A 13,686-nucleotide genomic window follows, 5' to 3' on the forward strand; every position below is an offset into this window, starting at 1 on the left:
CCCTTACCTGCAAGGGATATTTTGATGATGAATGTTAAATTTAATCTCAGTGACCTACTTTCTGTCCCTGTATTTTAGCCGATTTCAACGCTGCCTTGTATTCTTTCGGGAATACTTTTACGAAGTGGCGCAGTTGGTTTTCCCAATCTTTCAGGATAAACTTCGCTACGGTACTGTTCGTGTAGGCGTGGTGTTTAGTAATCAGGTCCTGGAGCTGCGCCACATCTTCCTGAGCCAACGGATCGAGGTCGATCATATCCCGGTTGCACTGATTGGCGAAAGTACCTTTCACATCATACACGTAGGCAATACCTCCGCTCATACCGGCGCCGAAGTTGCGACCTGTTTCACCCAGGATCACTGCTCGTCCTCCGGTCATGTATTCACAACCATGATCGCCCACTCCTTCTACCACTACAGTGGCGCCGGAGTTACGTACGCAGAAGCGTTCGCCAGCCTTACCGCGGATATAGGCATCCCCGGAGGTAGCACCATAGAAGCAAACGTTGCCCGCTATGATATTTTCTTCTGCCTTGAATCCAGCTTCGCTCTGCGGATACAGGATCAGCTTGGAGCCGGAGAGTCCTTTACCGAAGTAGTCGTTTGCTTCTCCTTCCAGTTCCAGCGTCAATCCTTTGGTAGCAAAGGCGCCGAAGCTCTGGCCTGCAGATCCGATGAATTTAAAGTGCAGGGTATCTTCCGGTAATCCCTCGCTCTTGTAGCGTTTGGAGATTTCGTTAGACAGGATGGTACCGATGGTACGATCTGTATTTTTTACCGGATATTGCTGGAATACCCTTGTTTTCTTTTCCAGTGCCGGCTGTGCTGCTTTCAGCAGTTGCCAGTCTATTACTTCACTGATACCATGATCCTGTTCTTCCTGTTTGTACAGGCCGGTTTCGGCGGTAGCAGCTTCGTTAAACAATACTGGAGAAAGATCCAGTTTCTGTGATTTCCAGTTGGTGATGTTATCGCGTACTTTCAGGCAGTCTACCTGTCCCACCATTTCATTGATGGTACGGAAGCCCAGTTCAGCCATGATTTCGCGAAGTTCTTCCACGAGGTAGGTGAAGAGGTTTACCACGTGCTGAGGATCTCCGCTGAAGCGTTTGCGCAGCTCCGGATCCTGGGTGGCTACTCCTACAGGGCAGGTATTCACGTGGCATTTACGCATCATGATACAACCTTCTACTACCAGGGCAGCAGTGGCAACGCCCCATTCTTCTGCACCCAGCAAGGTAGCGATGGCAATGTCACGGCCGGTTTTCAGCTGACCATCTGTTTGCAATACTACGCGGCTGCGGAGTTTATTTTTTACCAGGGTTTGGTGTGTTTCTGCCAGACCAAGTTCCCAAGGTAACCCTGCATGTTTGATAGAGCTGATCGGCGATGCACCGGTACCACCATCGAAGCCGGATACCAATACAACGTCGGCATGTGCTTTGGCCACACCGGCGGCAATGGTACCTACTCCTGCCTTAGATACCAGTTTTACACTGATACGGGCAGCGCGGTTCGCATTTTTCAGGTCGTAGATCAGCTGTGCCAGATCCTCGATAGAGTAAATATCATGGTGAGGAGGTGGTGAAATGAGGCCCACACCAGGGGTGGAGTGCCTTACTTTCGCGATCCAGTCATCCACTTTGTGGCCGGGCAGTTGTCCGCCTTCACCGGGTTTTGCACCCTGGGCCATTTTAATCTGCAATTCGTCGGCATTGGTCAGATAGTAGCTGGTTACGCCGAAACGGGCGCTGGCCACCTGCTTGATAGCAGAACGCATAGAGTCGCCGTTAGGCAGCTGTTCATAGCGCAGCTCATCTTCCCCACCCTCTCCGGTATTGCTTTTTGCGCCGATACGGTTCATGGCAATAGCCAGCGTGGAGTGTGCTTCATGAGAGATAGAACCGAAGCTCATGGCTCCTGTAGCAAAGCGTTTGAAAATGCTTGCTGCTGGTTCTACTTCATCGATAGAAATAGAAGGGCGATTAGGTTTGAACGAAAACAGGCTACGTAATGTGGCGGCTTTTTCGCTCTGGTCATTGACCGCTTTAGAATATTTTTTAAAGGCAGCATAATCGCCCATACGGGTGGCCAGCTGCAGGTAGTGAATAGTGGTAGGATTAAAGAGGTGGAATTCTCCTTTACGTTTCCACTGATATACACCCCCTTCTGTTAAGCGCTGGATAGGTGTTTCCTTACGGCCATAGCCCATCCAGTGTTTTGCCAGTGTTTCACGGGCAATATCATCGAGGCCCAGACCCTGGATGCGGGAAACGGCGCCGGTGAAGTATTTATCAACAGTTTGCTGATTGATACCCAGTATTTCAAAGATTTGTGCACCCTGGTAAGACTGCAGGGTAGAGATACCCATCTTGGAGAATACTTTCAGAAGTCCATCGCATACTGCTTTGATGTAGTTCTTTTTCAGTTTATCAACGTCCAGTGCGGTATCCAGCTTGTTGTTCAGCTTCATATCGCGGATGGTGCTGAGTGCCAGGTATGGGTTGATGGCGGTTACGCCGAAGCCCAACAGGCAAGCGAAGTGGTGTACTTCCCATACGTCGCCGGCTTCCACGATCAGTCCAACCTGGCCACGATAACCCTTGCGGATCAGGTGGTGGTGTACTGCAGATGCAGCCAGCAGCGATGGCATCGCAGCGTGTTCTGAGTCGATGGCGCGGTCGGAGAGGATAATTACTTCGAAGCCATCTTCCACGGCATCTACTGCATAACGGCAAAGACGAGCCAATCCTTTTTCCAGCGAGCCGGGTTTGCCATCTGCCTTGAAATAGGTATGTAAGGTTTTGGCCTGGAAAAGACCGGTATCGATACTGCGTATTTTTTCCAGTTCATGGTTGTTGAGGATCGGGTGACGCAAAGCCAGGCTGTGGCAGTGCAGCGGATCTTCGTTCAACAGGTTACCGTTGTTACCCACAAAAGTAGCCAGCGACATTACCAGTCTTTCCCTGATAGGATCGATTGGTGGATTGGTTACCTGGGCAAATAATTGTTTGAAATAGTTGCAAAGGTGTTGTGGCTGGTTGCTCAATACAGCGAGCGGGGTGTCTGTACCCATAGAGCCAACAGGTTCTTTCCCGTCGATGGCCATAGGAGCAATGATCTGATCCAGGTCTTCTGTACTGTAGCCAAACGCGCGCTGGTATTTGAAGATCTGCTCATGTTCCAGGTGGCTAAAGGTAACCCTTGGTTCAGGCAGTTCTTCCAGGCGGATCTTATATTTATTCAGCCATTCGCCATATGGTTGCTGGGAGCAGATTTGTTGTTTCAGCTCTTCGTCACCAATAATGCGGCCCTGTTCCATGTCTACGATAAACATTTTACCCGGCTGCAGGCGGCCTTTTTCTTTTACATTTTTAGGATCAATCGGTAATACGCCGGCTTCAGAAGCCATGATCACGCGATCGTCTTTCGTTACCACGAAGCGGCTGGGGCGTAATCCGTTACGATCCAGGGTAGCTCCGATAATTTTACCGTCGGTGAAGGAAATGGAGGCTGGACCATCCCAGGGCTCCATGAGGGAGGCGTGGTATTCGTAGAACGCCTTCTTTTCTTCGCCCATGCTTTCATTACCATCCCATGCTTCCGGAACCAGCATCATCATTACATGTGGCAGGGACCGGCCGGTAAGGGTGAGCAGTTCTATTACATTGTCCAGGCAGGCAGAATCGGATTGACCTTCTTCCACGATAGGAAGCAGCATTTCCATTTCTTCCGGAGTAAAATACTTGGACACAAAGTCCCGTTCGCCAGCGCGCAGCCAGTTGAGGTTACCTTTGAGCGTATTGATTTCACCGTTATGGGCAATATACCGGTAAGGGTGCGCTAATCTCCAGCTAGGGAAAGTATTAGTCGCAAACCGGGAGTGGATAAGGGCAAAGGCAGATACCATTTTCTCATCACTCAGGTCGGTATAATAATGACGTACCTGGTAGGTAGTCAGCTGACCTTTATATACAATTGTTTTATACGAGAGAGACGCAATATAAAACAGTGACTTTTCTTTTGGTACAGTATTACGCACTGTTTTAGATGCGTAGTTACGGAGCACAAATAATTTGCGCTCAAACATTTCAGGGTCACTGATATGATAAGGACAGGCAATAAATACCTGTTCAATTTCCGGTTCTACAGAAAGGGCGGTCTCACCGATACCATCCGGACGTACCGGTACTTTGCGATAGCCAAGAATTTCGAGGCCCAGTTTCTCTGCGCTGCGCTGGAGAATCTCACGACATTCCTCGCGCCAGCGTGGTTCTTTCGGAAAGAAGACCATGCCTACACCGTATTTTCCAAATTCCGGCAGGCGGATACCCAGTTTCAGGCATTCGTCGTACAGAAACTCATGTGGCATTTGAAACAGTATTCCTGCACCATCTCCTGTGTTTTGCTCACAACCGCAGGCTCCGCGGTGTTCCATGTTTTCCAGCATGGTTAGTGCATCACGAATGATATGGTGAGATTTACGGCCTTTGATATGAGCTGTAAACCCTGTTCCGCAGGCATCATGTTCAAATTCCGGACGGTATAAACCTTGCGTTTGCTTCACTTCATCCATTTGGTTTAGATTTTTTGCTTTGGCACACTCTCTCCCATATGACTTGCGCCGTGGGTGATGGTGTACGATATAATTCGGGAACGGTTTAAAGATACTAAAGGAATGCGGTATTTTTTATAAAAACTTTTGTTAGACGCATAAAATTTAGAAAAAGATAAAAAGATACCAGCAATTGTTAGAATAATTGAAAAAAATGAAAGGGCCGCAGTGGCAAATTGGGCCGTTTTGAGGAGGACTGCGAGCAAAGCTGTGTGGTTAAATTGGCAATTACGATATATAATATTTTTAAGACCCTTCTTTTACATCGCTTGCCATATATTATTTTAATATCTATTGTTTAATAACTTATTATTTACGCTACTATTTGCATGTTCTTTTTTATTGATTATTTTTTACATAAAAAACATATCTGTATAATGGTTAAAATCAATTTGATAGAAATAAAAAGAGGCCAACCAAATAAGTATTGGTTGGCCCTCCAGCCTGAAACAATTTATGATGAATAAGTTATAAACTGATCCATGGACCATAGCCATTGGCTTTTGTCCAGGTTCTCTGAATCAGGTTATCGCTGGGTCCTTTAACAAAGATATCCATCGACAGGGAGTCGGAAGACGCAACCGCCGGCGCTGAATAGATGCTGGAACCAATAGGCTGCCAACTTTTCCAGTTGTTATCAACATACCAATTGGTAGTAATAAGTTGGTGATTGTTACCCAGGGCGAAAACATCTACATTAAAATTTCCTCTTGCGATGGCGGCTGGTGCAGAATAGATCGTACCGCCAAGACTCTGCCAAACAGTTCTATCAGACTCTCTTGTCCATACTCCTTGTAAGAGATGGTTACTGGCATCCTGGGCGTACATTTCAATAGAATTGACATACCGGGAAGCACTGGTGGCAGATGAAGCTACTGTTGTCGCAAAACTTTGCCATTCATGCCAGCCCTCTCCTTCTACGTAGTATCTGGTTTGTAAAACATTATTTGCACCTTTTACCAGCACGTTGATAAAATTAGCCCCCCTGGATGCAGCATTAGGAGCTGAATAGAAAGTACCGCCAAGGTCTGTCCATTGCTGGCTCCATCCTCCATTCAGCGTCCAAGTTTTAAAGATCAGATTATTGTTGGCGCCTCTTGCGAAAACGGCAATATTGTTTTCATCACGGGAAGTTACAGACGGATCTGATGTAAGCGTGCCGCCGAGGTCAGTCCAGGCAGACCAGCCAGCAACAGGCGTGTATACTTTTTCCAACAGCGTATTGTTCTTACTTCTTACAAATAAGTGCAGTTCTTTGGTGCCTTTCCTATAGGTAGCAGTCGGAACATTGAAAATGCCAGTTAAATTATTGTAGAAATAATTTAGCGCAATAACGTCATTTGGATTGAACGGATGGTCTTCATTATTCAAGCAGCCGGACATCCAGCTGAAACCCGCGCCACTAGTTGGTGTTCCATCAATTTTGATGAGATCTGCCTGGGTATCGCTTGTTTTAGCTATTTGCTTATAAGTGCAGTGGTAAAGATTGTCTGCATAAGTAGTATGTCTTAATCCAATGGCATGAGCAATTTCATGGGCAATCAATGTAGCCAGCTTTTTTTCATCCAGGCTTGTTCCCAATGCAGTTACATCAAGGGTTATCGGACTTGAAGGATTTCTGGCAACTGCAGGATAAGCAGGCGTCAAAGCCTGCGTTCCATCACCCAGTTTACCATCTTTGATTTCGATATCTGCATCTGACGTATTAGCTACTTTTTTAAAGGTAATACTCAGACTAAGCGCGTTAAACCTGGCGATGGCAATATCTGCTGCATTGGAATAGGCAGCAGGTAAACCAGCTACAGACACATTGATTGTACGTGGCAGTGCTGTCAGTGTATATGATAACTTGTACTGGTCGGCTTCAGCGATAGACAAAACAGTATAGCCTTGTTTGCTTTCAAGATCTTTTTCGGTTAAAAAAAGATCTCCTTCTACTACATACCCTCCATTAAGCTTTTTTGCATTTAATGTATCAAAGCCCAAAGCGTTGATTTTACTGACAGTGGAAGGGGATATTTTTTTGTCATCTTCCGGGTTAGTTGGGGTCTTAACACAGGCAGATAAGAAAACAGCACCTGCTGCAGCACAGGCGAGAAATTTCGTGCGTGAATTCATAGTTGAGATTTTTTGACAATCAATATGTTACAGTATAAGTGTTAGTATAGGGAACAATTATTGATCGGGTGATAACAATTTTGTCAAAAATAACTAAAAACACGTAAAAAAAAAAAGCTATACAATTTAAATATCAACTTATCTACCTGGTTCTGCAACTAGAGTTGGATGACGATTTGCCTGGGCACCGGGTTAAAGTGCCCAGGCAAATGTGATTACGGCTCAAACAGGAAAACAGTCTTCCCATTCTTTACCTGTACCCGCAAAGGTTCACCCAACAGGCTCTCATTCTGCATCCTGTCGAGAGCAGTCACCACATAAGTATATGATTTCCCCTTTACATAGGTCAGATCTTTATATACCGGGTCAGACATCTGGCCCAGGATGGCCAGAATTTTCGTGGGGTCGGTAACGTTAATCGGTTCATTTTGTTCAAAACGGTATAGCACGTATTGTTTGGTGCGACCGGTGGTATCTTCATCCGTCCAGTGTATTTCCAGTCCGCCGCTGCGTTCCACGGCATCTGCGAAATAAGGCGCATCCGGGGTTTCTTTTGGCAGCCAGGGCATAACAGGACGCAGCGCCGGGTATCTGTAAACACCTCTGCGCAGCGCATCTTCAATGCCAAGCGGATTGCCCCTGAAAGAAGCCGCGCTATAAAAAATACTTCCCTGAACGGTATTGAGCGTTCTGGCTTCTTCTATCTGGGCGGGTATTTCATTGGGATTTCTCCAGGCAGCATTGCTGTTGATGCGATATACGCCATGGCCGATGTACACTTGCCTGCCATAGCCGTGCTGACTCCACCAGTTGAGTAATATTTCATAATCTGCCAGCCGGTGGCCACGCTCCCAGTAAATTTGAGGAGCTACATAATCGATCCAGCCCTTCTTTAGCCATTTAAGGATATCGGCATATAAGTCGTCGTAGTTGGTTTGACCGCCTTTGGTGTAGGAGCCTTCAGGGTCTTTGTCTTTGTTCCGCCAAACGCCAAAAGGACTTACGCCAAATTTTACCCAGGGCTTTTCTGCCTTAATGGCTACACTCAGCATTTGTATGATGGCGTCTACATTGGCCCTGCGCCAATCGTCCTTCATCATATTACCTCCATATTGGCGATAGGAGTTGTTATCGGGAAATTCTTTTCCGGGAACACGATAAGGATAGAAGTAATCATCGAAGTGTACGGCATCAATATCATAGCGTTTCACCACATCACGGATAACAGCTGTTACGTAGTCCCGCACTTCCGGGATACCCGGATCGAAATATTTTCTATTGTCGTAGGTCAGAAACCATTGCGGATGAAGTCGGGTAATATGGTTGGGGGCCACGCTACTGCGGCTTACATTGAATACGGCACGATAGGGATTAAACCAGGCGTGGAATTCCATGCCCCGTTTATGCGTTTCTTCCACCATGAACTGTAAGGGATCATAATATGGATTGGGCGCTTGTCCCTGAACGCCGGTGAGGTATTCCGACCAGGGCTCGTAGGGAGAGGCATAAAATGCATCGGTAGCAGGACGAACCTGCACCACTACTGCATTCATGCCATTGCGTTGTTGCTGATCCAGTATGGCAATGAATTCCTGTTTTTGTTGTTCTGTACTTAAGCCACGCCGGGAGGGCCAGTCAATATTTTCAATAGTGGCGATCCAAACTGCCCTTAATTCCCGTTTGGGAGGCAATTGCGCCCATGCCTGTTGCATCAGGACTACACACAAAATAGTCCCCGCTATAAATTGCTTCAACATCTGCCTTGCTTTTAACCTAAGATGCGAAAATAGCAAAAAGGGCGCCTGTTATAATATAAATATGTGATTCTTATGAAGATAGCATGGCTTACTCTTTTTCCGTCTTCACACGAAAGGCCCCAGGCTGGTAGTTTTCAGGCAGATACTCCGATGGAATGGTGGTGGTATTGCCATCGCGGTGTGCCAGGTAGTTGGGCGACATAATTTCAATACCTGCGGTATTAAAGCAATCCTGTATGTTGCGGTGCAGTTCGGAATAAAGCAGTGCCATCTGGTGAGGCCGGTCTGTATAGGCGTTGATTTCATAGGCAACGGAAAAATCATTGAGGGCGGTTTGCAGCACAAAAGGCTGTTTTTCTCCCATAATGCCTTCTGTGGCCATAGCAGCCTTTATGAGCTGTTCGTGTACTTGTTTCCAGGGAACATCATAACCGATGGTTACGGTGGTATGTATAATGAGACCAGGATCTTTACTGGAGCTGGTAAAATTGATGGTATGCCCATTTAGTATGCTGGCGTTGGGTACCGTAATTTCTTCATTTTTAATGGTGCGCAGCCGGGTCACCAGTAAATTTTTCTCAATTACATCTCCGGTGATATCCCCTATTTTTACCCGGTCTCCTATTTTAAATGGCCGCATGTAAGTAATTACGAAGCCTGCAATCACGTTGGAAATCGCAGACGAAGAGCCCAGGGAAAAGAGGATTCCCAGAAAAACGGATACGCCCTGGAATATTTTAGAGTCCGACCCCGGCAGGTAAGGAAAGATGACCACGAACATAAACGCGTACAGCAGGAATTTGATGCCACTTCCCGTAGGCCGGGCCCAATCGGGGTAGAAACCTTTGATACTAAGGTTGCCGGAAGCAATTTCTTCTGCCAGGTAGTTGACTAGTTTTGCCAGGTATCTTGTAATAAAATAGATAACAACGATGGTGAGTAGTTTGGGGAGATACTGGAGAAAGGAATAACCCGCTGATTTCACCGGGGCTAGTGTCCAGTTGATAAGTTTATCGGCAATGCCTTTGGTCCAGGGGAAAATGCTGAACACAAAGGGTAAGGTAATGTAGAAGATAAACAGGATTAAAATAATCCGGATAATGCGTAGGGCGCTGAAAACAATCCCCATCTGCTTTTGGGGGTTCAGCAAGGCATAGTCTTTCACTTTTACGCCTTTAATATAACGGTCTTTTTCTCGCACCACTTTGATACGCAACCGTTTAAAGAGGCGGTTAATGCCGTATACAATACCGGAAAATATTGCGATGATAAGGAGTAACCATCCAACCCGGATGAGGATATTTTCCAGGCTGTTATTCTTCTTTTCCTGGAGTATCGCTTTCCGGATGGCGGCGGTATATTCGGTGGCCACCTGCATTTTGTCCTGGTTAAGCCATAGGGCGTCGTCGTCGGTGATGCTTAGGATAACGAGTTCATTATAGGTAACATCCACGTTGTTTTCATTGGCTACGGCGTTGAGGGTATCGGGGCTAAAGAAGGGATCGGCCGCGAGTTGTTGCAGTTTGTGATCGGTGTTTTGGGCTCTTTCGCTGGGCTGTAGCGGACCTAGTTTATTGTACACGAAAAAGAGGGTATCTCCGAAAGGGGCTACGGGAAAGCCGCCATGGCTGGCTTTTAGCCTGGCGATGCGCTGCAGGCTTGCTGCTTTTTTCAGTGAATCAGCCTGTTCAAAGGCGGCCAGCTTTTCCTGGAGCGCTACCTTACGCTGGTCATTGTCGTTGCTGATAAGCTGGAGTTGTTGTTCCAGCGCTTTTTTCTGCGTTTCGCCGACTTTCTGCAGGGAGTCATTTTCCCGGAGCAGCCGGGTGGTCTGGGCCAGTTGCAGATCTGTAAGGGAGTCGCGGTAGGCCCGGCTGGTATCATGTTGTGCGATACAGGGCAATATGGTATTGGTCAGCGCGAACGCTAGTAACCCGGTAAAAACAGCTCTCATTCCCGAAGCTTTTATTTAAAGTACGGAAATTTCCCCGGAGCATCCGGGGGCACGTATAAAAATAAATGTATTTTATAGAAATTTAATCCAAATAGGATCATTCTATATTTTTCTCTTTGTATACTGGCTGTAATCCGGCAAGCTGGCTTCATATTCCTGGTGCATCAGGGGCGACGTGAGAAGGAAGTCGGCAGAAGCACGATTGCTGGCCATGGGGATATTCCATACAACGCCTAAGCGTAGCAGGGCCTTGATATCGGGGTCGTGCGGCAGTGCTTCCATGGGGTCCCAGAAGAAAATGATCACATCCAGCTCTCCTGTAGCTACCAGAGCGCCAATTTGCTGGTCGCCGCCCAGGGGGCCGCTCAGCAGTTTACGCACAGATACATCCAGCGCCTGCTCTATCAGCTGGCCGGTGGTACCAGTGGCATATAGTTCATGGCGACTCAATACTGTTTTGTTATAAACAGCCCACTCTATCAGCTCTGCCTTTTTGTGATCGTGCGCAATCAGGGCAATTCTTTTGCGTGCTTTTAAGACTTTCGTTGTTTGCATACTTCACAAAAGTAATAAGTGACAGGCAATAAATAAATGTAGAATTCTACCATATTATTTCGCTTCCTACCGGGCAATTATATAAGAAAAAAAGCATATAATTATGAGTGGCAAAGATATCAGGGATACCTATGTGCCAATTGTTTATTTCGATGGCCCACATTTGAACACATCCCGGAAATCTGCCCGAAAAAGATTACCTTTGCAGGAGTAAATCCGGATAAAAATGATTAAAACAGGAAATCCAATCATCAGCATATACACGGAAATGACGCCAAACCCAGAAACAATGAAGTTTGTGGCTAACAAACTGTTGTATCCTGGTAAAAGCATCGATTTCCCGGATGAAGCCAGCGCTAAACCATCTCCTTTAGCTATCGAGTTGTTTAGCTTCCCTTTTATCAAGGGAGTGTTTATCATGGCTAACTTTATTACGTTGACAAAGACCAGCGAAACTGACTGGAACGATATCATCCCTACGGTAAAAGCCTTCCTGAAAGAATACCTGGAAGACTCCCGCCCTGTTATCAATGAAGACGAGGTAGTAGTTACCAAGTCTGCCGCCAGCAACGAAGTAAGTGCTGATGATACCGATGTAGTAAAACGTATCAAGGAATTATTGGAAAATTATGTGAAACCGGCTGTTGAAATGGATGGCGGCGCCATTCAGTTCAAAGACTATGAAAACGGCACGGTGAAACTGATGTTACAAGGTTCCTGTTCAGGCTGTCCCTCTTCCATGATTACGCTGAAAGCCGGTATTGAAGGCATGATGAAGCGTATGATCCCTGAAGTGAAGGAAGTGGTGGCAGAAGCAGAATAAGCCATAGTTGAGTGAATGATAGTGTTAAACGAAAGCACAGTCTTTATGGCTGTGCTTTTTTTTAGCTGCTACCCAGGGTATTTAGCAATAGCGAAAAGGCCCGGATATAGAACATTGAACACTAAAAAAGCAAATAGCCAGCATGAGATTCTTACTGCTACTTACCGGTATTGCTATAGCGATGCAACCGGCATATGCCCAACAGAAGAGGCGTACAGACAGCACATCCGCCATTATTACCTATGGATTCAGCAGCAATGGGAAGCCAATTCCAGGAAACGAGCTGCAGCTGGCCATCAGCGGACAACGTGCCCATGTCATCCCCGGTGGTCACAAACAGAAAGAACAGCAGTATCTGCAAATGCAGGAACAAGCAACCCTGCAGGTATTAACACTGCCTAACGGCCAGGTATATACGTTGAAAAAAGCATTTGGCGAATACACTACCCCCGAACTCCTTCCCGACACCGCTACCATCCTGGGATATGTATGTAAAAAAGCCAAATTGTTTATTCGTTCCAATACCATCGAAGTATGGTATACCAATGCCCTGGCATTGAAAGGAACGCCTAATATTACTATTGCGCCGGGATTGGGACTGGTACTCAAAATTGTGCGTAATGGCAATAGCGAAACGCTGGCAAAGAAGATCACCTATAAAAAAATCGCTGACTCTACCCTGGCCTGGCCTGTGAATACCGGGACAATGGTAGATGACGCTGCCTACATGCGACAGGTAATAGATAGCCGCTACACCACCCTCCCGGTGTTTGACCAGGAGCAGATCAGCTGGGGAAATAATACATCTAATCCTGTCGGTGAGCAGCTGAATCAAACCTATCACTATGCCGGTGGCACCGTGATCCTGAAAAAGATAACGCTGCCTGCTATACAAAAAGGACAGACCCTTTTTGCTGAACTGACCCAATTTTCCAATGGTGATGCGTACGACAGAACAGGCTCTGTGTTTATAATACCGGTAGACAAAGCCACCTCCTTCCTGGATGGATTGCAAAAAGGCGTAGGGATGTTACCGTTATTTACAGCAAAGAACGGCAAACAATACCAGGGAATAGTGGCTACCGACAACTACCTGCCTGCATTGGAAATATTGCGCTTTTTCACCCCTTTTGGTGTAAGACAGTTTAACAACCAGGTAAAAATTGCGGGTTATCACTGGGCCGATTCTGTTATCTATAAACAAGACATTACCGAGCTCCATGGCCGTCTGCAGGGTGATGTTTGGCTCGGTGTTTACATTGGGAACTACGACAAAGGTGGTCATAAAGTAAGCCTCAACCTGAAATATTATCCCGGTGATCCGGAAGATGAAAATAGGCCTGCTCCCAATTGGATTTACCCGGCATTTAACACCACTAACCTGATGGAGATGGCCGGACAGGAATATGCTACCCTGTTTGATAAAGATTCGCTCAAAGTAACGGTGGATATCCCTGAAGGGGTTAAAAATATTCAGTTGCGACTCCTTACTACCGGTCATGGTGGCTGGGGTGGCGGCGATGAATTTAACCCTAAGCAGAACGAAGTATTTGTAGACGGCAAACGGGTATATCACTTTATTCCCTGGAGAACCGACTGTGCTACCTATCGCCTGTCTAACCCCGCATCGGGTAATTTCGGCAATGGACTGTCCTCGTCTGATCTGAGCCGGTCAAACTGGTGCCCCGGTACGCTCACATCTCCCGTATACATATCTTTACCGGATATTACGCCCGGTAAACACACCATACAAGTGGCTATTCCGCAAGGGAAACCAGAAGGTAGCAGCCAGAGTTTCTGGAATGTATCCGGAACATTGATTGGTGAAAAAAAGTAATAATCATAACTATTTAGCCATCTTCGC

The 13,686-nt window shown here is 46.6% G+C and carries 7 protein-coding genes; 2 read left to right on the plus strand and 5 right to left on the minus strand.

What is annotated here, in order from left to right; all coding sequences use genetic code 11:
• Window positions 1–46: 46 nt before the first annotated feature.
• The 5 genes from gltB to FHW36_RS03140 form a co-directional block, all read right to left on the minus strand.
• The gene (gene gltB / locus FHW36_RS03120; RefSeq protein ID WP_145662068.1) at window positions 47–4,576 is read right to left on the minus strand and encodes a glutamate synthase large subunit; all 4,530 of its coding nucleotides are present in this window, start codon (window positions 4,574–4,576) and stop codon (window positions 47–49) included.
• A 507-nt stretch (window positions 4,577–5,083) separates the two neighbouring features.
• A complete protein-coding gene (locus FHW36_RS03125) occupies window positions 5,084–6,733 on the minus strand; it encodes a M57 family metalloprotease (RefSeq protein WP_145662072.1) in 1,650 nt (549 codons plus the stop codon).
• Window positions 6,734–6,948: 215 nt separating this feature from the next.
• Complete coding sequence (locus FHW36_RS03130) at window positions 6,949–8,490, minus strand: glycoside hydrolase family 10 protein (protein WP_145662075.1); 1,542 nt, start codon at window positions 8,488–8,490, stop codon at window positions 6,949–6,951.
• Window positions 8,491–8,578: 88 nt separating this feature from the next.
• Window positions 8,579–10,444 (minus strand): mechanosensitive ion channel family protein, encoded by a 1,866-nt coding sequence (locus FHW36_RS03135; protein WP_145662080.1) that lies wholly within the window; start codon window positions 10,442–10,444, stop codon window positions 8,579–8,581.
• Window positions 10,445–10,546: 102 nt separating this feature from the next.
• Window positions 10,547–10,999, minus strand: coding sequence for a methylglyoxal synthase (locus FHW36_RS03140; protein WP_145662083.1), 453 nt, complete (start codon window positions 10,997–10,999; stop codon window positions 10,547–10,549).
• A 268-nt stretch (window positions 11,000–11,267) separates the two neighbouring features.
• Here FHW36_RS03140 and FHW36_RS03145 point away from each other — a divergent pair, with 268 nt between their 5' ends.
• Window positions 11,268–11,822 (plus strand): NifU family protein, encoded by a 555-nt coding sequence (locus tag FHW36_RS03145; RefSeq protein WP_262713370.1) that lies wholly within the window; start codon window positions 11,268–11,270, stop codon window positions 11,820–11,822.
• 142 nt (window positions 11,823–11,964) lie between these two features.
• Entirely contained in the window at window positions 11,965–13,659 is a 1,695-nt protein-coding gene (locus FHW36_RS03150) for a PNGase F N-terminal domain-containing protein (protein WP_145662088.1), read from the plus strand.
• Window positions 13,660–13,686 lie beyond the last annotated feature (27 nt).

This window comes from Chitinophaga polysaccharea (assembly GCF_007829335.1).
Classification (GTDB): domain Bacteria; phylum Bacteroidota; class Bacteroidia; order Chitinophagales; family Chitinophagaceae; genus Chitinophaga; species Chitinophaga polysaccharea_B.

Excerpts from the sequence above, each read along its gene's own strand:
- gltB (WP_145662068.1), bottom strand. The coding sequence starts at position 4,576 with ATGGATGAAGTGAAGCAAACGCAAGGTTTATACCGTCCGGAATTTGAA.
- FHW36_RS03125 (WP_145662072.1), bottom strand. The coding sequence starts at position 6,733 with ATGAATTCACGCACGAAATTTCTCGCCTGTGCTGCAGCAGGTGCTGTT.
- FHW36_RS03130 (WP_145662075.1), bottom strand. The coding sequence starts at position 8,490 with ATGTTGAAGCAATTTATAGCGGGGACTATTTTGTGTGTAGTCCTGATG.
- FHW36_RS03135 (WP_145662080.1), bottom strand. The coding sequence starts at position 10,444 with ATGAGAGCTGTTTTTACCGGGTTACTAGCGTTCGCGCTGACCAATACC.
- FHW36_RS03140 (WP_145662083.1), bottom strand. The coding sequence starts at position 10,999 with ATGCAAACAACGAAAGTCTTAAAAGCACGCAAAAGAATTGCCCTGATT.
- FHW36_RS03145 (WP_262713370.1), top strand. The coding sequence starts at position 11,268 with ATGACGCCAAACCCAGAAACAATGAAGTTTGTGGCTAACAAACTGTTG.
- FHW36_RS03150 (WP_145662088.1), top strand. The coding sequence starts at position 11,965 with ATGAGATTCTTACTGCTACTTACCGGTATTGCTATAGCGATGCAACCG.